Origin of the sequence: Streptomyces albus subsp. chlorinus, assembly GCF_013302895.1 — a bacterium.
Taxonomy (GTDB): domain Bacteria; phylum Actinomycetota; class Actinomycetes; order Streptomycetales; family Streptomycetaceae; genus Streptomyces; species Streptomyces chlorinus.
The window spans coordinates 3,901,550-3,923,820 of record NZ_VJOK01000001.1; the positions used below are offsets into that span (position 1 = coordinate 3,901,550).

Here is a 22,271-nt window from a genome sequence, read left to right on the forward strand (position 1 = left end):
CGCGACGCTGCGCTGGGCCGCGCCCGCCGCCGCTGTCGTGGTCGCCGGTGCCGTCGTCCTCGGCCGGGTCTTGCGGCGGCGCCGCTGAAACCGCCGTTATGGTCGCTGTTATGACTGATCTGCCCACCCCCGCAGAAGCCACGACCGTCGTGCTCAGCGCCCATGGGACCGAGGTGTCGGTCGAACCCCAGCACGGGTGCCGGCTCGCCTCCCTCCGGGTGGGCGGCACGGAACTGCTGCGCCAGGGGCCGAAGTACGGCTCGTTCGTGATGGCGCCCTGGTGCGGCCGTACCGCGCAGGGGCGTTTCCGCAACGGCGGGGAGATGTTCCAACTCCCGCTCAACGAGGGCGCCTCCCGGCCCGGGGCCCGGGGAGGTCCGCACGCCATCCACGGCACCGTCCGCGACGCGGTCTGGCGCCAGGCACCCGGCGGCACCGCGCGGAAGGCGTCGTTCACCTACGACCTGACCGACCCGTGGCCGTGGGAGGGCCGGGTCACCCAGGTCGTCGAGCTGGCCGAGGACGGCGGCTCGCTGACGCTGAAGCTGGCCGTCGAGACGTTCGACGTCTCCTTCCCGGCGCAGGCCGGCTGGCACCCGTGGTTCCTGCGCAACCTCGGGCAGGGCGGCGAGGACGTGCGGATCGACTTCTCCCCCGAGTGGCAGGAGGAGCGCGGGGACGACCACATTCCGACCGGCAAGCGGATCGAGCCGCGCCCCGGCCCGTGGGACGACTGCTTCGGGATGCCCGGCGGTGTCGATGTCGCGCTGCGCTGGCCGGGCGAGCTGGAGGTGCGGATCACCTCGCGCGCCGAGTACGTCGTGGTGTACGACGAGCCCGCCGAGGCCGTCTGCGTGGAGCCGCAGAGCGGCCCCCCGAACGGGTTGAACTCGCACCCCCGGCAGGTGACGCCGCTGGACCCGCTGGAGCTGACCTCCACCTGGTCGTTCACCCGGCTGTGACCGGCGCCCGGACGGGGCCCCGGCGCCGACCGGGGCTCCCGCGCGGGCGGAGGGGCCGCAGCGCATAGGCTGACGTCTCATGAACGATGTGCGGGAGACGTTGCTGCGGCAGATCAAGGACAAGGCCGTGGTGCACGGCCGGGTGACCCTCTCCTCGGGGGCGGAGGCCGACTTCTATGTCGACCTGCGGCGTATCACCCTGGACGGGGAGTCGGCTCCGCTGGCGGGCCAGGTGATGCTGGACGCGACGGCGCACCTGGACTACGACGCCGTCGGGGGACTCACCCTGGGGGCCGACCCGGTGGCGACGTCGATGATGCACGCGGCGGCGGCCCGGGGGCGGAAGCTGGACGCCTTCGTGGTGCGCAAGGCGGGCAAGGCGCACGGCCTCCAGCGGCGCATCGAGGGGCCGGAGGTGACCGGGCGCCGGGTGCTGATCGTGGAGGACACCTCGACGACGGGGAACTCCCCGCTGACGGCCGTGGAGGCGGCCCGGCAGGCCGGTGCCGAGGTGGTGGCCGTGGCGACGATCGTGGAGCGCGGGGCGGCCCCGGCGATGGAGCGCGCCGGACTGCCGTACGTATACGCGTTCGATTTGGCGGATCTCGAACTCGGCTGACAGGCGGAACGCCGACGTCGGAACGGGTCTCGCGGCTTGAGGTTTCACGTGAAACCCGAGTTCGTGAACATGTGAATGAGGGGCTGGAGCATTCCACCCCGTCTGGGAAGATGGGCACGACGACGACGTCTCCGATGAACCTCCGTCGAGCCGGATCACCCGTACACCCCAAGGAGCGGTCTGATGCCCATCGCAACCCCCGAGATCTACAACGAGATGCTCGACAGGGCGAAGGAGGGCAAGTTCGCCTACCCCGCCATCAACGTCACCTCGACGCAGACGCTGCACGCCGCGCTGCGCGGCTTCGCCGAGGCGGAGAGCGACGGCATCGTGCAGATCTCCACGGGCGGGGCCGAGTTCCTGGGCGGCCAGTACAGCAAGGACATGGTCAGCGGCGCGGTGGCGCTCGCGGAGTTCGCGCACATCGTCGCGAAGAAGTACCCGGTCAACGTCGCCCTGCACACCGACCACTGCCCCAAGGACAAGCTCGACGGCTACGTCCGCCCGCTGCTGGCGGTCTCCACGGAGCGGGTGCGGCGCGGTGAGAACCCGCTGTTCCAGTCGCACATGTGGGACGGCTCGGCCGAGACGCTGAAGGACAACCTGGCCATCGGCCAGGAGCTGCTGGCCGAGGCCGCCGCCGCGAAGATCATCCTCGAGGTCGAGATCACCCCGACCGGCGGCGAGGAGGACGGCGTCAGCCACGAGATCAACGACGAGCTGTACACCACCGTCGAGGACGCCGTGCGCACCGCCGAGGCGCTGGGCCTCGGTGAGAAGGGCCGCTACCTGCTGGCCGCCTCGTTCGGCAACGTCCACGGCGTCTACAAGCCGGGCAACGTGGTGCTGCGGCCGGAGCTGCTCAAGGACCTCCAGACGGGTGTGGCCGAGAAGTTCGGCAAGCCCGCGGGCAGCCGTCCGTTCGACTTCGTCTTCCACGGCGGCTCCGGCTCCACGGAGGAGGAGATCGCCACCGCGCTGGACAACGGTGTGGTCAAGATGAACCTCGACACCGACACCCAGTACGCCTTCACCCGGCCGGTGGCCGCGCACATGTTCAGCAACTACGACGGTGTGCTGAAGGTGGACGGCGAGGTCGGCAACAAGAAGGTCTACGACCCGCGCAGCTGGGGCAAGGCCGCCGAGAAGGGCATGGCCGACCGGGTGCAGGTGGCCTGCGCCAACCTCCGCTCGACCGGCACCCGGCTGAAGTAACCCGGCCGGCACCCGGCTGAAGCAAGGGAAACACCCGGCTGGGGCCGGACAAGCGGCGAGCGGCTCCCGGCCGGCCGGCGACGGCCGGGACAGCAGCGGCCCTAGACGGGACAGCAGCGGCCCTAGAGAGGTCCGGCCGGACCTCTCCGGGGCCGCTGCCGTGCGCGTACGGGGCGCCGCTCCTCAGCGCGGGCACGCGTCAGTGCAGGTACGAGGCGCCGTTCAGGTCCAGGACGGCGCCCGTCGCCCACTCCGCGCCCGGTGTCGCGGCCGTGAACCAGGCGACGGCCTCGGCGACGTCGCGGGGCTCCGCGACGCGCCCGATGGGGTGCTGGGCCACGATGCCGGGGCCCTCGGGACCGTCCAGCAGCGGCTGGGTCAGATCGGTGCGGGTGAAGCCCGGGGCGACGGCGGCGACGGCGATGCGGTGGGGGCCCAGCGCCACGGCGAGGGACTGGGCGAGGGCGTGCATGCCCGCCTTGCTCGCCCCGTAGGCGGGCACGTCCGGCTCCCCCCGGTAGGCGCCGCGCGAGCCGACCATCACCAGCCGCCCGCCCACCGGGCCCTCGGGCCGCTCCAGCAGGTGGTGGGCGAAGCACCAGGACAGATGGGCGGCCCCCAGCAGGTTGACGTCCAGGGTGCGGCGCCACAGCTGCTGCCACTCCTCCCAGGAGGTGGTGGCGATGGGGTGCTCGATGTGTACGGCGGAGTTGTTGACCAGGACGTCGACGCCGCCGAGCCCGGCGACCGCGTCCGCGAAGATGCGGGGCACCTGTTCCGGGTCGCCCACGTCGCCGGTCACCAGGGTGTGGCCGTCCCCGGGCAGACCGGCCAGGACGGCCTTGCCGGCGTCCTGGTCCGCGCGGCAGTGGACGGCCACCGCGTCGCCGCGCTCGGCGTGCACGGCGGCGATGGCGGCGCCGATGCCGGTGGGCCTGGAGGCCCCGGTCACCAGCACCCTGCGGCGGCCCGTGCTCATGCGCCCTCCTCCTTCAGTACGCGGTGCATCCGGTGCACGGCCTCGTGCACGTCGGCGAAGCGGGTGGACAGCGGTGCGGGTGAGACGCGGACGCGGTCGTGGGCGGCGTAGTCGACGAGGACGCCCGCGCGCTCGGCGAACAGCGGCACCAGTTTCCGGGCCCGCGGGTGCGTGTAGGTCAGGTGGCCGCCGCGCCGGGCGGGGTCGGGCGGGCCCGCCAGCCGGAAGCCGTGCGGTTCCAGCAGTTCGGCGGCCAGCCGCTGGAAGAGGCCCGTCAGCGCCGTGCTCTTGGCGCGTATCCGGTCCGTCCCGGCCTCGCCGAGCAGCCGCAGCGCCGGGAGCAGGGCGGCCAGCGAGAGGACGGGCGGGGAACCGGTGAGGAAGCGGCGGATACCGGGGTCGGGGTGGAAGGCGTGCCGCATCGCGAGCTGTTCGCGGTGCCCGTACCAGCCCTGCACCGGCTGGGTGAGCCGGGCCTGGAGGTCCTCGCGGACGTAGAGCAGGGCGGGCGCGCCGGGGCCGCCGCACAGGTGCTTGTACGTCGAGCCCACGGCCAGGTCGACGCCGTCGGCCGTCAGCTCCAGGGGGACGGCGCCCACCGCGTGGCTGAGGTCCCACAGCACGAGGGCGCCGGCCGCGTGCGCCGCCTCCTGGATGCCGCGCAGGTCGGCCAGCGCGCCCGAGCGGTGGGAGACCAGGGAGAGCGAGACCAGTGCCGCGCCGCCCGCGACGGCCTGGCGCACCTCTTCCGGCTGCGGGCCCCGGTCGGGGTCGGTGCGCACGACGCGTGCCTCGCGGCCGTACTCCTCGGCCAGGCCGGTGAGCACGTACTGGTCGGTGGGGAAGTTGTCGTCGTCCAGGACGACGGCGCCGGGCCGGTCGCGCAGCGCGGCGGCGCCCAGCTTGTAGAGGTTGACGCTGGTGCAGTCGGAGGCGACCACCTCGCCGGGGCGGGCGCCGAGCACGGTCCGTGCCAGCTCGTCGCCGACCCGCTGCGGCAGGTCCAGCCACTGCGTGCGGGCCTCGGCCAGCCGGGCCCCCCACTCCCCGCGCACCAGCGCGTCCGTCGCGTCGGCGGTGGCGGCCGGGAGGCGGCCCAGGGAGGCGCCGTTGAGGAAGACCAGCCCCTCGGGGACGGGTGCGAAGCGGGAGCGGAAGCCGGCCAGCGGGTCGGTCTCGTCCCGTTCCCGTACGGCTGCCGGACCGGTGTCCGGGAGGTCGGTGTCCGGGAGGCCGAGGTCCGGGTCCGGCCGCGTCGTGGTCATGTCCGTCTCCTTCTCAGCCGCCCGCTTCACAGCCGCCCCCGCGCCGACCACAGCTCGGGGAAGAACCGGTGCTCGCTCACCCGGCGCAGCCAGCGCACGCCGTGGGTGCCGCCGGTGCCGGGTTTGGTGCCGATGATCCGTTCGACGGTGAGCAGATGGAGGGAGCGCCAGCGGCACATCGCCTCGGCCACGTCCACCAGCGCCTCGGCCAGGCGGAACAGCTCGTCGTCGGGGCCGCCGCCCTCGGCGTACACCCGGGCCCAGGCGCGCTCCGCCTCCTCGCTGGGCTCGTGGGCGCGTGCCGGGTCCCGCTCCAGCGTCGCCGCGGTCAGCGGGGCGCCGCGGCGGGCGAGCAGCGCCAGCGCGGCGTCGTACACGCTGGGCTCCTCCAGGGCACGCCGCACCTGGTCGGCCACACCGGGCACCCCGAGGTGGGCGCGGGCCAGCTGCGGGTCCTTGTTGCCCAGGATGTACTCCACCATCCGGTACATGTACGACTGGAGGCCGCTGGCCTGTCCCAGGCTGTCGCGGAAGGCGTTGAACTCGGTGGGCGCGAGGGAGCCGAGGACGTCCCAGGTGGAGCAGAGCAGCCCGGCCTCGCGGTGCACGCGCCGCAGCACCCAGACGGCCTGCCGCACCTCGTCGGCGTCCAGCAGCGACCGCACCCGTACGAGTTCCTCGTACAGGAGCTTGAACAGCAGCTCCTTGACCTGCCCCAGCACGTAGAAGGGCACCTCGGCGGGTTCGGCCGAGCGCGGGTGCTGGAGCGAGAGGAGGACGTCGATGCTCTGGTAGTCGATGTAGGGGGTGGTGCCCGCGTCGAAGTCGACGAGGGGGGCGCCGTCGCGCAGTGCCGCGACGCGGGCGCGCTCCGCGTCGCCGCCAGCTCCCGTCGCCGTGCCGCCGGCCTCCGCGTCCGTGGTGCCGTTCGGTTCCGTGTCCGTGGTGCTGTGCGGTTCTTCCGTGTCCGTGGTGCCGTTCCGTCCCGGGGCGCTCGTCCCGTTCCGGCCCGGGGGCGTCGTCCGCCGCTCGGGGTGGGTCACGCCTCGCATCCCTCCAGCCATTTCTCGCACGCGCGGGCGTATCGGTCGGCGTACAGCGGCTCGGGTGGCGTCACCGACGCGTACCGGTGGCCGAACCGGGCGTGGTAGGCGCCGAACCACTCCATGTCCTGGTCGAGGAAGAGCACGTCGTGGAAGGCCATGTGGCGCAGCGCGAAGAGCGGCACCGGTGCCCGCGAGACCCGCAGCTCCGGGTTGCGGACGGCGCGTTCCTCGCACGCCGGATGGAACTGGCCCAGCATCAGGCCGCGCCGCACCACGTCCGGCTTGACCTGGCGGTGCGTCTCGTCCAGCAGCGGCAGCGCGGCGGTGTCGAGCCCCGGCAGGACGACGACCAGCGCGTGCAGCGTGCGGTTGCGCCCCGCCCACTCGGCGGTCTCGAACGTGTCGATCATCCGGTGCACCAGCGCGACCAGCTCCGCCACCCGGGGCACCGGCCCGGTCCGCCACTCCTCGACGCGCAGCGTGCCCGCCGCCATCGCCGGTCCCACGAACGGGCACACATGGCCCGAGCGTCCTATCCGGTCGTGCGGCATGCACAGGAAGTCCTCGAACCAGTGCCATGCGCTCTCCCGCGGCGATGCCGGCGCCACCTCGCCGCCGCCCGCCCGTCCGTCCCCGTCGCGTAAGTCCATGCCGTAAGAATCACGCCACTTCGCGCGGGCGTGGCAGGCACATCTCCGTCATCGTGCGCGGGTGCCAGGGGCATGCCCGCTCCGCGCCGTGCCTGGTGACGTGAGGCGGACGGGACGGAAGTGAACAGGCGGACCCACGGGGCCACAGGGACGTGGCCGCTTTTGCGGGGTTGTCGTGCGACAGGTGCGCCGCTTATCTCCGCACCGCACCACCGGCCGCGCCACCATGTGCGGGTGACCCCCTCCCCAAGCGGTGCCCCCGGCCGGCTGCCGCGCCGGCTCCTCCAACTGTACGGCGGGCTCCTCCTCTTCGGCGCCAGCGTCGCCCTCCAGCTCCGCGCCGGGCTCGGCCTCAACTCCTGGGACGTCTTCCACCAGGGCGTGGCCCGCCACACGGGGCTGAGCATCGGCACCGTGGTCGTCCTGGCGTCGGCCGCGGTGCTGCTGCTGTGGGTACCGCTGCGGGAGCGGCCAGGGCTGGGCACCGTCTCCAACGTGCTGCTGGTGGGCCTGTCCATGGACGCCACCCTCGCCCTGGTCCCCGCCCCGGGGCCGCTCCTGGCGCGGGTGCCGCTGTTCCTGGCCGCCGTGGTGCTGAACGGGGCCGCGACCGGGCTCTACCTCGCGGCCCGCCTCGGCCCGGGACCCCGGGACGGACTGATGACCGGACTGTGCCGGGTGACCGGACGCTCCACCCGGCTGGTGCGCACCACCATCGAGGTGGCGGTGCTGGCGGCTGGCTTCCTGCTGGGCGGCTCCGTCGGGGTGGGCACGGTCGTTTACGCGGTCACCATCGGGCCGCTCATCCAGTTCTTCCACCGCCTGTTCACCGCGCCGCATGCGCGCTCCCCGGACCCGGAGGGTGTCGGTGCGGCCAGGCACACTGGGAGCATGTCCATTCACGAGAACCTGCTCGGGGGCCCGCCCCCGACCCACCTTCCCGACGACCCCGAGCCCCGCGAGCTGCTCGCCGCCGGGACGGCACCCGCCGATGTCGCCGCCAAGCACCCCACCTCCTCGCTGGCGTGGGCGCAGCTGGCCGACGACGCGTTCGAGGCGGGCCGCGTCGTCGAGTCGTACGCGTACGCGCGCACCGGCTACCACCGGGGGCTGGACGCGCTGCGCCGCAACGGCTGGAAGGGGCACGGGCCGGTGCCGTTCGAGCACGAGCCCAACCGCGGCTTCCTGCGCGCGCTGCACGCCCTCGCGCGGGCCGCGCAGGCCATCGGGGAGCAGGAGGAGTACGAGCGTTGCACCTCCTTCCTGAAGGAGAGCTCGCCGACGGCCGCCGCCACGCTGGGCTGAGCCGCACCCGGCCGGGCCGCACCCGGCCTGGCCGGTGGTGACGGCGGCGGCGGGGGGTACCCGTGCGGAGCGGTGACCTTGCCGCCGCCGTCGGCCTGCGCGCATGATGCGGGGTGGGCCCACAGGGGCCCGAGGGGACCGGGGCTCCGACGTCGATCGGGAAGGAGCGGACCGCTACCCGGCAGCACAGCGAGTGGAGACAGCGATGTCACACGACCCCGACGCCCCCGTGCTGGATTTCGCGGGGACCACGCCGTACGAGGACTACGTCCACGCCGACGTCCTCACCCACCTCCAGCATCCGCTCTCCGACGATCCCGGAGAGATGGCGTTCCTGGTCACCACCCAGGTCATGGAGCTGTGGTTCACGGCCATCGTCCACGAGTGGCAGACGGCGGCGGCCCGGCTGCGCGGCGACGACCTCGACGGCGCGCTGGCGGCCCTGAAGCGCTCCGGCTACGAGATGACCTCCCTCAACGCCTCCTGGGAGCCGCTGGCGCATCTGACGCCCGGGCAGTTCAACTCCTACCGTTCCGCGCTGGGCGAGGGCTCCGGGTTCCAGTCCGCGATGTACCGGCGGCTGGAGTTCCTGCTGGGCGAGAAGTCCGCGTCCATGCTGGTGCCGCACCGGGGCACGCCGCGGGTGCACGCCGAGCTGGAGAAGGCACTGCACGAGCCGAGCCTGTACGACGAGGCGCTGCGCTACCTCGCCCGGCACGGCGCCGAGGTGCCCGAGGCGGTGCTCAGGCGTGACGTCACCCGCCGCTACGAGCCCGACCCCGGCGTCGAGGCCGTGTGGGTGCGGGTGTACGAGGGCGACGAGAACTCCGGCGCCTACCGGCTCGGTGAGGCGCTCACCGAGGTCGCCGAGCTGGTGTGGCGATGGCGCAACGACCACCTGGTCGCCACCCGGCGGGCCATGGGGGCCAAGACCGGGACGGGCGGCTCTTCCGGGGTGGCCTGGCTGGAGAAGCGGGCCGCCAAGCCGGTGTTCCCCGAGCTGTGGACGGCGCGCAGCCATGTCTGACACCACGCCGGTGGAGGGACGCGCAGCCGTGTCCGGTACCGCGCCGGTGGAGGGGCGTGCAGCCATGTCCGGTACCCCGCCGGTGGAGGAGCTGGCGAAGGAGGCCCTCGCCCGCGACCAGGCCGACCCCCTCGCGCGGACGCGTGAGCTGTTCGTGCTCGACGCGGACACCGTCTACCTGGACGGGAACTCGCTGGGCGCGCTGCCCCGGGCGGTCGAGGGCCACCTCGCCGATGTCGTCTCCCGCGAGTGGGGGCGGTTGCGCATCCGGTCCTGGACGGAGTCCGGGTGGTGGGAGATGCCTCAGCGGGTGGGGGAGCTGGTCGCGCCGCTGGTGGGGGCGGCGCCGGGGCAGGTGGTGGTCGGCGACTCGACCAGCGTGAACGTCTTCAAAGCGGTGGTCGGCGCCGTGCGGATCGCCCGGGAGGGGGACGCGCGGCGGGACGAGCTGCTCGTCGACGAGGCGACCTTCCCCACCGACGGCTACATCACCGGCTCCGCGGCCCGGCTGACCGGCTGCACCGTGCGCCCCGTGGCGGCCGACGCGGTGCCGGACGCGGTGGGCCCGCGGACCGCCGCCGTGCTGCTCAACCACGTCGACTACCGCACCGGCGTGCTCAACGACCTCCCCGCCCTGACGGCCGCCGTGCACGCGGCGGGCGCCCTCGCCGTGTGGGACCTGTGCCACAGCGCGGGCGCCCTGCCGGTGGGCCTGGACGCGCACGGGGTGGACTTCGCCCTCGGGTGCACCTACAAGTTCCTCAACGGCGGGCCCGGTTCCCCCGCCTACCTGTATGTGCGCGCCGCGCACCAGGAGCGGTTCGAGACCCCGCTGCCGGGCTGGAACTCGCACGCCGACCCGTTCGCCATGGCCCCCGCGTACGAGCCGGCGGCGGGCGCGGCACGCGGACGGGTCGGTACGCCCGACATCCTGTCGATGGCCGCGCTGGAGGCGGCGCTCGGGGTGTGGGACGGGGTGCGCATCGAGGACGTGCGGGCCAAGTCGCTGGCGCTCACCGACTTCTTCCTGCGCTGCGTGGCGGCGTACCGGAAGGAGGACGGGGCGGTGCGGGTCCGCTCGCTCACCCCCGCCGAACCCGCGCGCCGCGGCAGCCAGGTCGCGCTGCTGTGCGACCCGGCCGAGCGCGCCGAGCAGGTGATGAGGGAGCTGATCGCGCGGGGGGTGGTCGGTGATTTCCGGCGTCCCGGTGTCCTGCGCTTCGGCTTCACCCCGCTCTACACTGCGTTCCAGGACGTCGAGCGTGCCGCCCGCGTCCTCGGCGACGTGATCGGGGGGCCGCGATGAGCCAGGACGAGTGCAAGGCGCTGCTGGCCCTGGACCCGGTGCCGCCTCAGGACCAGGTGCGGTACGGGCCGCACCCCTCGCAGGTCATCGACCTGTACGGGGAAAGCGCTTCGAAAGGCCGCGTCGTGCTGCTGCACGGCGGGTTCTGGCGCCAGGAGTGGGACCGCGCGCATCTGTCGCCGTTCGCCGCCGCGCTGGCCGGCCACGGCATGCGGGTCGCCCTCGTGGAGTACCGCAGGCTGGGCGACGGCGGCGGCTGGCCCGCGACGGTGGAGGACGTGGACGCCGCGCTCTCCCGCCTGGGCGCCCCGGTCAGTGTGCTGTTCGGCCACTCGGCGGGCGGGTACCTGGCCTTGTGGGCGGCGGCCAAGCGGGACCGGGCCGCGGGGCGGGTGGTGGTGGCCGCGCCGGTCGCCGATCTGGCCAGGGCCCATGAACTGCGGCTCGACGACGGCGTCGTCGCGGACTTCCTGGGCGGTGAGGACGCGGTCGAGGGGCGGCTGTGGGACGCGGACCCGATGCGGCTGCTGCCCCGCATCCCGGTGGAGATCCTGCACGGCACCGCGGACGCCGAGGTCCCCATCGAACTGTCCCGGCGGTATGCCAACAACTGGGGCGGGAGGCTGCATCTGCTGCCCGGGGTCGGGCACTACGCCCCGATCACACCCCGCACGCCCGCCTTCGACGTGCTCGTACGGTCACTGCGCTGACCCCGGCGGCCCGGCCCCGCGGAAGGCGGGGCCGGACGGCACGGTGCGGTGCGCGGTGCGCGCGGCTGGTGCAGCCGTCAGTCCTGGATGAGCTTGCCGATCTGGGTGCCGGTGGCGAACGCGCGGACGTTGTTGTCGGTGACGTTGGTCTGCGTGTTCGAGAACTGCTCGGCGGAGTTGGTGTCGTTGTCGCTCTTGTTCTCGTGCTTCTTGAGCAGGGTGTTGCTGTAGTCGTAGGCGGCGGCCGACCAGTTGTGCTCATCGGCCAGGGCCGTGCCCGCCGAGCCGAGGACGGCGGCGGTCAGCAGGAAGGCGGCTGCGGTCGCGGTGCGAATGCGCATGAGTGCTCCTTGCGGTTCTGGACGCGCGGTCTCGCGCGGACTGTGCGCTGTGCGCCCTGACCTCTTCCACACCGCGAGCCGGGACGATCATCTTTAGTCCATGCGAGCCGCTGATTACCCCGCACGGAGCATCCGCCCGCCCCTCACGGCTCAGCGTACGTACTTCTTCAGCTCCTCCGTCCCCAGCGCGATCCCGACCGGCTCGGGCAGCGCGACCTCCTCACCGAACTGCGCGGTGTGCACATCGCGGTAGCGGCCCGCCTTCTGGTCGGGGTTGGTGTGGACGACGACGGTGCACGCGTCGCGGTCGACGAGCAGGTACACGGGGATCCCCGCGGCGGCGTACGCGGCGGGCTTCTCCTGGCGGTCGCGCCGGTCGGTGTCGGAGTCGTACGAGGTGATCTCGACCGTCATCAGAACGCCCTGGGGGTCGGCCCACTCGCCCTCGTTCAGGAAATAGTCGATGGGTACGAGCGAGCCGTCCGGGCGGGCTCTTCCGTTGCGGTAGGCGCCCACCCGGAGCCCCTGTGTGGTGTCCAGGTCGAGGTCAGGGCGGGACTGCATACACTGCCTGACCAGCCACGAGATGAGGGCTGCGTGAGCTCCGTCCGGCACTGCCTTCTCCCCGATCCGTCCATCGATGAACTCCAACGTGACGGTCTCGGGTGTGGTGGCGGCGATCTTCTCGAAGTCCTCCACGGACATGTGAGAGGTGTTCGCCATCGACATGTGAGACGTGCGCTCGGCCATAACCGTCATGTTGCACCTCCTTCCAGGCGGGAACCAGTCTTGACCGGGCCGGGCGGGTGCGGCAGGGGTTACCCGGGGATGCACCCACATGAGTGAGGGGGCCTCCGGGGCGGGCGGCCGGCCCCTCGCGGTCGTGCCGTCGTCGTGCCGGTCGCCGTGCACGTCGTCGTTCCGTCCCGTCGGCGCACGGGCTCGAAACGGGCGGGAAACGGAAACCGGAGGCCGTCTTCGTTTCCGATTTCCCTCTCCGGGCGCCCGGTTCGGTTCCGTTGCAATTCGTCGCCTCCGTCGCCACCGACAGGATGCGGCCCGGTCGGTTCCGTCCGGGGGGAGAAGTTCTGAGGGCCCGGCAACCACACGTCACCGAATTGCGTCCGAACAGTGAGAGTTGACTCTTGGCCCCCGAACGCCTGTGGCATAGCCTCAGGTACGCTTCGACCGGAGCTGTAGTCCGGTCATGTCAAGCGCTCGACGTGCGGCCGGGGAGGAGGTGCGCCCACGGTGGGAACCGAGCGGCCTACGCGGAGTAATGGCACTGTCCAGCATCCGGTCACGCCGGGGAAACCGGCGCTCCTTTCGTCGTGTATGGCGTACGTTCCCGGCGTCGGCGCGGACGAGTTCACGGGAAATCCACTGCCGTGTGCGCGGACCCGTAAACAGTTCGGAAGGGCGTCACCGACAACGGATTGTTGAAGTCGGCGGCACGGCGCTGCACCGGCGCCCTCTTGTTCCATAACGCCCACGACGAAAATGGGCGCACTCCCGTCGTCGAGAGAATGCGGCGGGGAGGACCCCCAGCAGATACCTGACGTTTCGTCAGGGAAAGGGAGGCGAATCCGCGATGGCGGAACAGGACCAGGCCACCGTCGGTGGTGTGCACTACCGTGTAACTCCCCAGCGAGTGCAGCAGGCGTCGCAGGACACCGCTCTGACCGCCGGCCGGGTGGCGGCCGACATCCAGAGTCTGCGGGCGTACGCGGAGCAGCTGGGCCAGGCGTGGCAGGGGCCCGCGCACGCCCAGTTCGAGTTGCTCATGCAGGAGTTCGACACCTACGCCCGCATGCTGAACGACGCCCTCATGGGCATCTCCAAGGGCCTGGAAGGCAACTACGTCAACTACAAGGAGTCCGAGGCGCAGAACCTGGCGAACCTCACGGCTCTCGGCGTGGACATCCCCACGCCCAACAGCGGCACCCAGTTCGCCGCCATGAGCGAGCGCGGCGGCGGCGCCAACTTCTCCTGACGGCCCTTCCCACCACCTCGACGAGGAGTACACATGACCAACATCGACGGCGCCTCCATTCTCGTCCGGGCCGAACTCGGGGACGCACCCACCCGTATCAGGACGCTCTCGGACAAGACGACCGACGAGCTGCGGAACCTGAAGACCCGGCTGAGCGATGTCGCCGCCTCCTGGAACGAGAGCCAGGCCGCGACCTACTACCAGGACATGCAGAACGAATGGGACATCGCGGCGGAGGGGTTGTTCGGCTACGACGGCGTGCTCGGCCGCATAGCCCACGCGATGCACCTCAACTGGAACAACTACAGCGACGCCGAGTGGTCTAACGTCTCCACCTGGAAGCACTGACCACACACTGCGGTTCCTTGAGGGGGCCCGGATGCCGGGCCGTCCACCATCCCCTCGGGTGCGGTCGGGCAGGGCCCCTGAAGGAGCCGGGACAAGGAAGACGACCAAGTGCCCGATGAACGCTGCCGCGTCACCGTGGTCGGTGAGCGCAAGAGCGTGGATCTCGCGCTGCCCGTGCGCGCCCCGATAGCCGAGTACGTCCCCCGGCTCGCCGGGCTGTGCGGTCAGGAGGAGTCGGAGGCCATGCCCCCGGTGTGGTCGCTGGCCGTTGCCGGGGCCCCGCCGATCCCGCCCGGTGACTCCCTGGAGAACGCGGGGGTTCTGGACGGCACGGTGCTGTATCTGCGCGACTGCCGCGCGGAGGAGGACCTCGACCTCTCCGTCACCGACCTCGACGACCAGATCGCCGCGGCGAACGAGGACACGCAGCTGTGGAACGCGCGCAACCGGGCGCTGTCCGTCGTCGTCGCCGGCCTGTTCGGCAGCGTGCTGGCCGCCGTCCCGCTCAGCCTCCGCCACCAGGCGGGGCCCGCGGTGATGATGTTCTTCCTGACCGGGTTGGCCTCGGCGCTGACCTCCTGGTACGCGACGCGCAAGAGCTGGCCCGTGCCCGCGGGGGTGCGGCAGGTGATGGCGCTGGCCGCCGTCCCGCTGACCGCGGCGGCCGGCCTCGGTCTGCCGCTGCACGGACCGGTGGCCACCCCGGCGGTGTCCACCCTGTCCGGCGTCCTCGGCGCGATCGCCGCGCTGCTGGCCCTGCCCTCCGTACCCACCGTGGTGGCACTGCTCGTCACCGCCGTCATCGCCCTCCTCGCGATCCCGCTGGCGCTGCTGGGCGCCGGCCCCACGGAGTCGGCCGCGGTGGTGGCCGTCGTCATGCTGCTGCTGTTCCGGGTGCTGCCCAGGATCGCCAGCCAGATCGCCGTGCTGGTGCCCAGCGAGGCGGCCGAGCCCCGGGGCCGGGAGAGCGACGAGGTCGCCGCCGCCGTCCGCCGCGGCAACCACCTGCTGACCTTCCTCACCGTCCTCCTCGCGATCGGCCTCGGCTGGGCGCTGGTGACGCTCGCCGGCTCCGAGAACGCGTACGCCTTCGGCCTGCTGGGCTGCGCCGGTGTGGCGGTGCTGCTGGAGGCCGGCTCGTCCCGGCTCGTCCCGGTCGTCGCCCCGCAACTGGCCGTCGGCACCCTCGGGCTGGTGGCCCTCGTCGCCCGGTTGCCCGAGGTGCTGTTCGACAACGTGCAGCTCGGTGCCCTGGTGGCCTTCGCGGTCGGCGTCGTGCTCACCGGGAGCGGCCTGGGCATGGCGTTCCGCGCCGCGGTGCGCCCGGTGGACCTGACGGAGCGCGCCAAGTGGCTCACCGGGCTGGCGAGTTTCCTGGCCATCGTGTGCGTGCCGCTCGCCGTCGGCGTGTTCGGTGTCTACGAGGGCCTGGTGAACCTGGGGAGCTCGATGTGAGCGCGACGGTGGCAGGCCGCACCCGCCGTCCGGTGAGGGCCCGGGGGGCCGTGCGATGAAGGGTGGCAAGCAGCAGCGGGTGGCGCCCGGCAGCTGGGGCGCGCACCGGACGATCAGCGCCGCCGTGCGCAGCGCCGGCCCCGGAGCGGTCGTCACCATCCGCCCCGGCACCTACCACGAGAGCATCGTGCTGGACAAGGACGTGACACTGGTGGCGGAGAAGGGCACGGGCACCGTCCGCGTGGTCGCCGCCCGCGGCCCCGCGCTCACCACACACGGCGGAACGTCACAGCTGCGCGGCCTCACCTTCGAGGCGTCCTCGCCCCGCGAGCCCGCGGTGCTGCTGCGGGCCGGTGAACCGGTTCTGCGGGACTGCGAGATCAACGGCGGCCGGATCGAGGTCTCCGAGACGGCGACGCCCAGGTTCATCGGCTGCACCGTGCGCGGTGCGGCGCTGGCCGCCATCCGGCTGACCGGCACCAGCCGCACCACGATGGAGGGCTGCGGCGTCAACGCCTGCGAGGGCGACGGAGTCTTCGCCGACGACGAGGCGCGGCTGGAGGCCACCGAGACGGTGATCGACGAGGTGGCCGCACGCGGCCTCTACCTCGGCGGGGCGGCGCACGCGACGCTGACCCGCTGCGAGATCAAGCACAGCGCCGGCGCCGGGCTGCTCGCGGAGAGCCGCGCCGCGGCGGTGCTGCGCGAGTGCCGGCTGCACGAGACCGGAGCCCAGGGCGTCCGGCTGGCCGGCTCCGCCGGGCGCCGCGCGGACCAGCGGGGGCCCGCGAAGCAGTCCGGACGGCCCCCCGGCGAGGTGCCGGGCGCGGCCTCGGCCGAGGAGGCGTTGGACGGCGACGCGTTCGGTGTGCGGCTGCGCACCTGCGAGATCTTCCGCACCGCGGGCGCGGGGGTGCTGGCGGACGGGGACAGCGCGGCGCTGCTCGACGACTGCCACATCCACCACACCAGCGGCGCCGCGCTGATCGCCACCGGCTCCAGCAAGCTGAGCATGCAGCAGGTGCGGGCCGTGGACAGCGAGGACAGCGCGCTGGTGGTCACCGGCCAGGCCGGCACCACCGCCGAGGCGAGCACCTTCGCCCGCACCGCCGCGAACGGCGTCTACGCCGTGGGGGACGCCGAGGTGTCCTTCACCGGCTGCACCGTCAAGGACACCGCCTACACCGCGGTGCACCTGGGCGGCGGCGCCCGCGGCCGGCTCTCCGGCTGCACCGTCAGCGGCACCCCCGAGTACGGGCTGCGCGCCACCGACCGCGCCGAACTCCTCGCCGTCGACTGCGAGACGAAGGACACCGAACTCGTCGGCGTCAGCGTGGACGGCGGAGACGCCGCGCTGCGCGACTGCCGGATCAGCGGCGCCCGGCTCGGCGTCCGGCTGCGCACCACGCACCGGCCGCTGCTGGTGGGCTGCGAGATCAGTGACACCACCGGTGTGGGCATCGAGGCCGGCCCCGGCACGGGTGGCCTGCTGGAGAACGTGACCGTCTCCCGCAGCGGCTCCTCCGGCATGGTGCTGGACGTGGACTCCACCGTTGTGGTGGACGGCGGCACGGTACGGGAGGCGTCCGGCAGCGGGATCGTCGTCCGCGCGGGCGCCCGGCCCCGGATACGCGGCACCGCCGTGCGGAAGGCGGCGAAGAACGGGCTGTTCGTCGAGGAGCGCGGCGAGGGCCTGTACGAGGACTGCGAGATCACCGACAGCCGCTTCCCCGCCGTCTACGCCGGCGCCAAGTCCCGCTTCATACTGCGCCGCTGCGCCGTCTCGGGCAGCGAACAGGACCTGCTGCGGGACGAGGAGGCCGACGTACGGGCCGAGGGCTGCGTCGTCGAGGGGGTGGAGGAGCCGCTGCTGCCCACGCTGGAGGGCACCGACGGCGGCGGCGACCGGCTCGGGCGGCGCGTCGCCGTCGCCGGCGCCCGCTCCGGCGTCACGGCCAGGACCGGGGCGGGCGCCGACGCCGAGCAGCAGGAGGGCGACGGCCAGGCCGCCGAGGAGCGGCTCCAGCAGCTGCGCCAGGAACTCGACCGGCTCGTGGGCCTGGAGAGCGTCAAGCGCGACGTGATGACGATGACCAAGCTGATGCAGATGGTCAAGGTCCGCCAGGACGCGGGCCTCTCCCCGCCGCCGCTCAGCCGCCACCTCGTCTTCGCGGGCAACCCCGGCACCGGAAAAACCACCGTCGCCCGCCTCTACGGCGGCTTCCTCGCCGCCCTGGGCCTGCTGGAACGCGGGCACCTGGTGGAGACGGACCGCGGCGACCTGGTCGGCGAGTACGTGGGCCACACGGCGCCGAAGACGACCGCCGTCTTCCGGCGCGCGCTGGGCGGCGTGCTCTTCATCGACGAGGCGTACTCGCTGACCCCCCAGGGCATCGGCAACGACTTCGGCTCCGAGGCGATCTCCACCCTCGTCAAGCTGATGGAGGACCACCGCGACGAGGTCGTCGTCATCGTCGCCGGCTACCCCGGGGACATGAACCGCTTCCTGGAGTCCAACGCCGGCCTCGCCTCCCGCTTCACCCGCACCCTCACCTTCGACGACTACTCGTCGCAGGACCTGGTGCGGATCGTCCAGCACCAGGCGGAGAGCCACCAGTACCTCTGCGCCCCCGAGACGCTGGAGGCGCTGCACGCGTTCTTCGCGGCGTTCCCTCGCGGCGAGGGCTTCGGCAACGGCCGCACCGCCCGCCAGGTGTTCCAGCTGATGACGGAACGGCACGCGCAGCGGCTGGCCGAGGGCGATCTGGCGACGCTCGACCTGGCCGCCGCGGACTCCGCGGTCCTCACCACGCTGCTTCCGCAGGACCTGCCTCCCGAGGGGGCGCTGTGAGCCGCGCCCGTCCCCCCGCCCCAGACAGCCCCTCCCCCACAGGCCCGCTCGCCGCAGACGACCCCCATTGAGGCAGCAGCATCCATGAGTCGAATCCCCTTCCACCGCCCGGTGCGGATCGCCCCTCCCCCCATGCCGGAGGGGAAGACGACGCTGGCCACGCTTCCGCAGAAGCCGGAGCCTCCGGGCGCGGCGCAGTGGGTGATGCTGCTGCTGCCCCTGCTGAGCAGCTTCTCCATGGCCGCGTACATGATCGCCAACGGCCGCCCCTGGATGATCCTCCTCGGGATCGCCTTCGTCGTGCTGTCCGTCGGTGTCACCATCGCCGTCCGGATGCAGCTGCGGGCCGGCCGGCGGCGCAACCAGGAGCGGCAGCGCGAGAAGTACCTGGAGTACCTCGGCGACGTGCGGAAGCAGGCGCTGCGGGTCGCCGCCGAGCAGCGGCTGGCCGGCGTGTGGCGGTACCCGCACCCGGACCGGCTGTGGGCGATAGCCACCCGGCGGCGGCGCGTGTGGGAGCGCCGCCCCGGTGACTCGGACTTCCTCCACCTCCGCGTCGGCACCGGCACCGCGCCGCTGGCCACGCCGCTGGCCATGCCGACGCAGAACGACCCGACCGTCGAGCTGGACCCGCACGCCCGGCACGCCGCCGCCGAACTGGTGGAGACGCAGAACACCGTCGCCGGCCAGCCCGCCTGGCTCGACCTGGGCTCGGCCGGCGTCGTCACCCTGCTCGGCCCCCGCGAGCGCACCCGGGCGCTCGCGCAGACCATGCTGGCGCAGCTGGCGGTGCTGCACGCCCCGGACGACGTGCGGCTGGTCGTCGTCACCGGCGGAAGCCCGGTGTGGGACTGGACGAAGTGGCTTCCGCACACCCAGGACCCGGGGTCCGCGGCCCGCTTCCGCGACCAGGAGGTGGTGCCCTTGGTGGCCGCGGACATCTCCAGCCTTCAGGAGCACCTCCAGGAGGTGCTGGAGCGGATCGCGACCCTCCGCACCGAGCGCGCCAACCGGCTCCTCCCCACCGGCTCCGACGCGCCGCGGCAGCGCGTCGTGGTGGTCCTGGACGACTTCGACCCGGCCGCCTCCTGGGTGCGTTCCTCGCTGGTCTCCCAGCTGCTCACCGAGGCCGGCCCCGACCTGGCGCTGCACGTCGTCTGCCTGGTGGCCGAGGAGCGGGACGAGCCGGGACGCGTCGATGTGCGGGCCCGGGTCGACGAGACGGGCGCGGTGTCCCTGGAAGGCCGCAACACCAGGCTCTACAGCGCCGTACAGGACGCCGTCGTCGACGAGATGCAGCCGGCCGTACGGGAGAACACCGCCCGCGCGCTGACACCGCTGCGGCTCACCGGCGAACGCGACCAGGTGCTGTCCCAGAGCGTGTCGCTGGCCTCCATGCTCGGCGTCCCGGACCTCGACCGCCTCGTCCCGGGACAGAACCGGCGCACCCCCGACGACCCGGACCTGCTCCGGGTGCCCATCGGCATCGACGGCACCGGCGCACCGCTGGAGCTGGACCTGAAGGAGGCGGCGCAGGGCGGTATCGGCCCGCACGGCCTGGTGGTCGGCGCCACGGGCTCCGGCAAGAGCGAGCTGCTGCGGACGCTGGTCACCGGGCTGTCCATGGTGCACTCGCCGGACCACCTCTCCTACGTGCTCGTCGACTTCAAGGGCGGCGCCACGTTCGCGGGTGTCACCGAGCTGCCGCACGTCTCCGGCCTCATCACCAACCTCGCCGACGACCTGGCCCTGGTGGACCGGATGCGCGCCGCGCTGGAGGGCGAGCAGCAGCGTCGTCAGCGGATGCTGCGGGACGCCGGGAACGTCGACTCGGTGCGCGAGTACCAGCTCAAGCAGGCCGCGGGCGGCACCGACGTGCACGGCAACCCGCTGGAGCCGCTGCCCTACCTGCTGATCGTCGTCGACGAGTTCGGGGAGCTGCTCTCCCAGCGGCAGGACTTCATCGACCTGTTCGTGCAGATCGGCCGCGTCGGCCGGTCGCTGGGCATGCACCTGCTGCTGGCCACCCAGCGGCTGGAGGAGGGACGGCTGCGCGGTCTGGAGTCGCACCTGTCGTACCGGATCTGCCTGCGCACCTTCAGCTCCGCCGAGTCCCGCGCCGTCATCGGCACCGCCGACGCGTACATGCTGCCCGCCATCCCCGGCTCCGCCTATCTGAAGGTCGACGAGTCGGTGTACGAGCGCTTCCGCGTCGCCCACGTCTCCGCCCCCTACGAGCCGCCGCGCCAGGGCGAGGACGAGGAGGAGCACCTCGAACCCGTCCCGTTCGCCGTGCAGGGCGATCTGCCGCCGCTGCCGGCCGACGTCGTCAACGAGAACCGCACCTGGGAGTGGTCGGAGAACGACGAGACCGAGCTCCAGGTCGCGGTGCGGCACCTGATCACCGAGGACGCCCCGGGCCACCAGGTGTGGCTGCCGCCGCTGCCGCCCGTCTTCACGCTCACCCCGCTGCTGGGCGAGCCGCAGCCGGACGCGGACCGCGGGCTGTGCTCGCCGCACTGGCCGCTCCCCGGCTCGCTGAAGTTCCCCGTGGGCGTGGTCGACCTGCCGGAGCGCCAGGAGCAGCAGCCGCTCGTGCTCGACGTGGCCGAGAGCGAGGGCCACCTCGTGCTCGTCGGCGCCCCGCAGACCGGCAAGAGCACCTTCCTGCGCACGGCGATGTTCAGCGCGATGCTCACCCACACCCCGGACGAGTTGCAGTTCTACGCCATCGACATGAGCGGTGGCGCGTTGCACGACCTGGAGGACGCCCCGCACGTGGTGGGCGTCGCCGGGCGCCGGGACGGCGCGCGTGTGCGGCGGGTGCTGGCCGAGGTGGAGAACGTCATCACCTCGCGCGAGCGGATGTTCCGGGACCTGCGCCTGCAGTCCGCCGACGACCTGCGCGCCCGCCGCGAGTCCGGTGATCTCCCGGAGGGCACCGGGGCCGCCGACGTCGTCCTGGTCATCGACAACTGGCCGGCGCTGAACGCCGCCGACGACTCGTTCGCCCCGGCCATCGTGGAGATCGCCAACCGCGGTCTGGGCGTCGGCGTCCACCTGTGGCTGACGGCCAACCGCTGGGCGGAGATCCGCCCCAACCTGCGCGACGCCATCCCGGGCCGGCTGGAGCTGCGGCTCAACGACCCGTCCGAGTCGGAGGTCAACCGGTCCGTGGCACGCCAGTTGGGCCACACCGTGCCGGGCCGGGGACTGGTCGGCAAGGGCCTCATCCACCACATCGCGCTGCCCCGCGTCGACGGCGAGGACAGCCTGGAGCGGCTCACCGACGCCCAGTCGCGTCTGGTGTCCCGGATCGCCGAGTCGTGGAAGCGCCCGGCGCCGCCGGCGCTGCGGGTGCTGCCCGAACTGGTCACCGCGGCCGAGCTGGCCGCCGCCGTCACCGCCGGCCCCGCGGAAGGGCAGCGGTGGGCGGGGCACGGTCCGGCACTGGAGGAGGGCGAGGTCCCCATCGGGCTGCGCGAGGCCGACCTGCGGCCCGTCGGTCTCGACATGACGCGCGGCCAGTCCCACTTCGTGGTGTTCGGCGACTCCGGCTCCGGCAAGACCGCGTTCCTGCGCAGCTGGATGCGCGGCCTCGCCGCCCGGCACACGGCCCGCGAGCTGCGGTTCATGGTCGTCGACTACCGGCGCGGCCTGCTCGACGCGGTACCGGAGGAGTACATCGGCGCCCAGGGCGGCGACGCGGACCTCGTCGGCCGTCAGGCGGCGGTGCTGCTGGACACGCTGCGCAAGCGGATGCCGCCGCCGGACATCACCGCCCGCCAGCTCAAGAACCGCGACTGGTGGGAGGGCCCCGAGCTGTATGTCGTCGCCGACGACTACGACCTCGTCAGCGGCGGCCCGATGAACCGGGGCCCGCTGGCCGGGCTGGCCGAGTTCATCACGCAGGCCCGCGAGATCGGCCTCCACCTGGTGCTGGCCCGCCGGGTCGGCGGCGCCAGCCGCGCCCTGATGTCCGATCCGCTGCTGACCCGGCTCAAGGAGCTGGACACGGACGGACTGCTGCTGTCCGGCGACCATCGCGAGGGTGCGCTGATCGGCAGCCACCGGGCGTATCAGCGTCCGGCCGGACGCGGACTCCTCGTCCGCAGGCGGCGCCAGCCCACGGTGGTGCAACTGGCGCTGGACGAGGAGCGGAGCGACGCCTCGGCCCAGGCGCTGTAGCCGATGCAGGC

Annotated in this window: 18 protein-coding genes and 1 pseudogene; 13 read left to right on the top strand and 6 right to left on the bottom strand. The window is 73.0% G+C overall.

Annotated features, from left to right (window positions below):
- Positions 1 to 110: 110 nt before the first annotated feature.
- From FM076_RS17340 to fbaA, 3 genes are all read left to right on the top strand, one after another.
- Positions 111 to 962, top strand: a complete 852-nt coding sequence (locus FM076_RS17340) for an aldose 1-epimerase (protein WP_173871800.1) — start codon at positions 111 to 113, stop codon at positions 960 to 962.
- Positions 963 to 1,041: 79 nt separating this feature from the next.
- Positions 1,042 to 1,581 carry an orotate phosphoribosyltransferase gene (locus FM076_RS17345; RefSeq protein ID WP_173871802.1) on the top strand — a complete coding sequence of 180 codons (540 nt, stop codon included), beginning with the start codon at positions 1,042 to 1,044 and terminating at the stop codon, positions 1,579 to 1,581.
- Positions 1,582 to 1,764: 183 nt separating this feature from the next.
- On the top strand, positions 1,765 to 2,796 hold the full coding sequence (gene fbaA, locus FM076_RS17350) for a class II fructose-bisphosphate aldolase (protein ID WP_173871804.1): 1,032 nt from the start codon (positions 1,765 to 1,767) through the stop codon (positions 2,794 to 2,796).
- A gap of 199 nt (positions 2,797 to 2,995) precedes the next feature.
- On the opposite strand, the gene FM076_RS17355 is transcribed toward fbaA, so the two are convergent.
- Genes FM076_RS17355 through FM076_RS17370 form a run of 4 tightly spaced genes read right to left on the bottom strand, consistent with a single transcriptional unit; the run spans position 2,996 to position 6,736 of the window.
- Complete coding sequence (locus tag FM076_RS17355) at positions 2,996 to 3,775, bottom strand: SDR family NAD(P)-dependent oxidoreductase (RefSeq protein WP_173871806.1); 780 nt, start codon at positions 3,773 to 3,775, stop codon at positions 2,996 to 2,998.
- Positions 3,772 to 5,040, bottom strand: a complete 1,269-nt coding sequence (locus FM076_RS17360; protein WP_173871808.1) for an aminotransferase class V-fold PLP-dependent enzyme — start codon at positions 5,038 to 5,040, stop codon at positions 3,772 to 3,774. The genes FM076_RS17355 and FM076_RS17360 overlap by 4 nt, the downstream gene beginning before the upstream one ends.
- A gap of 26 nt (positions 5,041 to 5,066) precedes the next feature.
- Positions 5,067 to 6,083 carry a tryptophan 2,3-dioxygenase gene (locus FM076_RS17365; RefSeq protein ID WP_345945062.1) on the bottom strand — a complete coding sequence of 339 codons (1,017 nt, stop codon included), beginning with the start codon at positions 6,081 to 6,083 and terminating at the stop codon, positions 5,067 to 5,069.
- Positions 6,080 to 6,736: a DUF6875 domain-containing protein gene (locus FM076_RS17370; protein ID WP_173871812.1), complete on the bottom strand. Its 657-nt coding sequence runs from the start codon at positions 6,734 to 6,736 to the stop codon at positions 6,080 to 6,082. Before FM076_RS17370 ends, FM076_RS17365 begins: the two co-directional genes overlap by 4 nt.
- 234 nt (positions 6,737 to 6,970) lie before the next feature.
- Here FM076_RS17370 and FM076_RS17375 point away from each other — a divergent pair.
- The 5 genes and pseudogenes from FM076_RS17375 to FM076_RS17395 form a co-directional block, all read left to right on the top strand.
- Positions 6,971 to 7,594 (top strand): annotated as a pseudogene (locus tag FM076_RS17375) (YczE/YyaS/YitT family protein); the annotation flags it as partial.
- A gap of 33 nt (positions 7,595 to 7,627) precedes the next feature.
- Positions 7,628 to 8,041 carry a DUF3151 domain-containing protein gene (locus FM076_RS17380; protein ID WP_173874819.1) on the top strand — a complete coding sequence of 138 codons (414 nt, stop codon included), beginning with the start codon at positions 7,628 to 7,630 and terminating at the stop codon, positions 8,039 to 8,041.
- A gap of 205 nt (positions 8,042 to 8,246) precedes the next feature.
- On the top strand, positions 8,247 to 9,068 hold the full coding sequence (locus tag FM076_RS17385; RefSeq protein ID WP_173871814.1) for a tryptophan 2,3-dioxygenase family protein: 822 nt from the start codon (positions 8,247 to 8,249) through the stop codon (positions 9,066 to 9,068).
- Positions 9,069 to 9,132: 64 nt separating this feature from the next.
- A complete protein-coding gene (gene kynU / locus FM076_RS17390; RefSeq protein ID WP_173871816.1) occupies positions 9,133 to 10,374 on the top strand; it encodes a kynureninase in 1,242 nt (413 codons plus the stop codon).
- Positions 10,371 to 11,084: an alpha/beta hydrolase family protein gene (locus tag FM076_RS17395; protein ID WP_173871818.1), complete on the top strand. Its 714-nt coding sequence runs from the start codon at positions 10,371 to 10,373 to the stop codon at positions 11,082 to 11,084. Before kynU ends, FM076_RS17395 begins: the two co-directional genes overlap by 4 nt.
- 77 nt (positions 11,085 to 11,161) lie before the next feature.
- Here the strand turns inward: FM076_RS17395 and FM076_RS17400 are convergent, their stop codons facing one another.
- Both FM076_RS17400 and FM076_RS17405 read right to left on the bottom strand, forming a co-directional pair.
- Positions 11,162 to 11,425, bottom strand: coding sequence for a hypothetical protein (locus FM076_RS17400; protein ID WP_173871820.1), 264 nt, complete (start codon positions 11,423 to 11,425; stop codon positions 11,162 to 11,164).
- A 150-nt stretch (positions 11,426 to 11,575) separates the two neighbouring features.
- Positions 11,576 to 12,184 (bottom strand): Uma2 family endonuclease, encoded by a 609-nt coding sequence (locus FM076_RS17405; RefSeq protein ID WP_173871822.1) that lies wholly within the window; start codon positions 12,182 to 12,184, stop codon positions 11,576 to 11,578.
- Between the two features lie 832 nt (positions 12,185 to 13,016).
- Here FM076_RS17405 and FM076_RS17410 point away from each other — a divergent pair.
- The 5 genes from FM076_RS17410 to eccCa all read left to right on the top strand — a co-directional run bounded on the left by FM076_RS17410 (position 13,017) and on the right by eccCa (position 22,260).
- Complete coding sequence (locus FM076_RS17410; protein WP_173871824.1) at positions 13,017 to 13,418, top strand: WXG100 family type VII secretion target; 402 nt, start codon at positions 13,017 to 13,019, stop codon at positions 13,416 to 13,418.
- 33 nt (positions 13,419 to 13,451) lie between these two features.
- Positions 13,452 to 13,766, top strand: coding sequence for a WXG100 family type VII secretion target (locus tag FM076_RS17415; protein WP_173871826.1), 315 nt, complete (start codon positions 13,452 to 13,454; stop codon positions 13,764 to 13,766).
- Positions 13,767 to 13,874: 108 nt separating this feature from the next.
- The gene (locus tag FM076_RS17420) at positions 13,875 to 15,221 is read left to right on the top strand and encodes an EsaB/YukD family protein (RefSeq protein WP_173871828.1); all 1,347 of its coding nucleotides are present in this window, start codon (positions 13,875 to 13,877) and stop codon (positions 15,219 to 15,221) included.
- Between the two features lie 55 nt (positions 15,222 to 15,276).
- Complete coding sequence (locus FM076_RS17425) at positions 15,277 to 18,072, top strand: right-handed parallel beta-helix repeat-containing protein (protein ID WP_173871830.1); 2,796 nt, start codon at positions 15,277 to 15,279, stop codon at positions 18,070 to 18,072.
- 84 nt (positions 18,073 to 18,156) lie between these two features.
- Positions 18,157 to 22,260, top strand: a complete 4,104-nt coding sequence (gene eccCa, locus FM076_RS17430; protein ID WP_173871832.1) for a type VII secretion protein EccCa — start codon at positions 18,157 to 18,159, stop codon at positions 22,258 to 22,260.
- Positions 22,261 to 22,271 lie beyond the last annotated feature (11 nt).

What these genes read in the sequence shown, in the direction of transcription:
- FM076_RS17340 (WP_173871800.1), top strand. Translation starts at nt 111, where the DNA reads ATGACTGATCTGCCCACCCCCGCAGAAGCCACGACCGTCGTGCTCAGC.
- FM076_RS17345 (WP_173871802.1), top strand. Translation starts at nt 1,042, where the DNA reads ATGAACGATGTGCGGGAGACGTTGCTGCGGCAGATCAAGGACAAGGCC.
- fbaA (WP_173871804.1), top strand. Translation starts at nt 1,765, where the DNA reads ATGCCCATCGCAACCCCCGAGATCTACAACGAGATGCTCGACAGGGCG.
- FM076_RS17355 (WP_173871806.1), bottom strand. Translation starts at nt 3,775, where the DNA reads ATGAGCACGGGCCGCCGCAGGGTGCTGGTGACCGGGGCCTCCAGGCCC.
- FM076_RS17360 (WP_173871808.1), bottom strand. Translation starts at nt 5,040, where the DNA reads ATGACCACGACGCGGCCGGACCCGGACCTCGGCCTCCCGGACACCGAC.
- FM076_RS17370 (WP_173871812.1), bottom strand. Translation starts at nt 6,736, where the DNA reads ATGGACTTACGCGACGGGGACGGACGGGCGGGCGGCGGCGAGGTGGCG.
- FM076_RS17380 (WP_173874819.1), top strand. Translation starts at nt 7,628, where the DNA reads ATGTCCATTCACGAGAACCTGCTCGGGGGCCCGCCCCCGACCCACCTT.
- FM076_RS17385 (WP_173871814.1), top strand. Translation starts at nt 8,247, where the DNA reads ATGTCACACGACCCCGACGCCCCCGTGCTGGATTTCGCGGGGACCACG.
- kynU (WP_173871816.1), top strand. Translation starts at nt 9,133, where the DNA reads ATGTCCGGTACCCCGCCGGTGGAGGAGCTGGCGAAGGAGGCCCTCGCC.
- FM076_RS17395 (WP_173871818.1), top strand. Translation starts at nt 10,371, where the DNA reads ATGAGCCAGGACGAGTGCAAGGCGCTGCTGGCCCTGGACCCGGTGCCG.
- FM076_RS17400 (WP_173871820.1), bottom strand. Translation starts at nt 11,425, where the DNA reads ATGCGCATTCGCACCGCGACCGCAGCCGCCTTCCTGCTGACCGCCGCC.
- FM076_RS17405 (WP_173871822.1), bottom strand. Translation starts at nt 12,184, where the DNA reads ATGACGGTTATGGCCGAGCGCACGTCTCACATGTCGATGGCGAACACC.
- FM076_RS17410 (WP_173871824.1), top strand. Translation starts at nt 13,017, where the DNA reads ATGGCGGAACAGGACCAGGCCACCGTCGGTGGTGTGCACTACCGTGTA.
- FM076_RS17415 (WP_173871826.1), top strand. Translation starts at nt 13,452, where the DNA reads ATGACCAACATCGACGGCGCCTCCATTCTCGTCCGGGCCGAACTCGGG.
- FM076_RS17425 (WP_173871830.1), top strand. Translation starts at nt 15,277, where the DNA reads ATGAAGGGTGGCAAGCAGCAGCGGGTGGCGCCCGGCAGCTGGGGCGCG.
- eccCa (WP_173871832.1), top strand. Translation starts at nt 18,157, where the DNA reads ATGAGTCGAATCCCCTTCCACCGCCCGGTGCGGATCGCCCCTCCCCCC.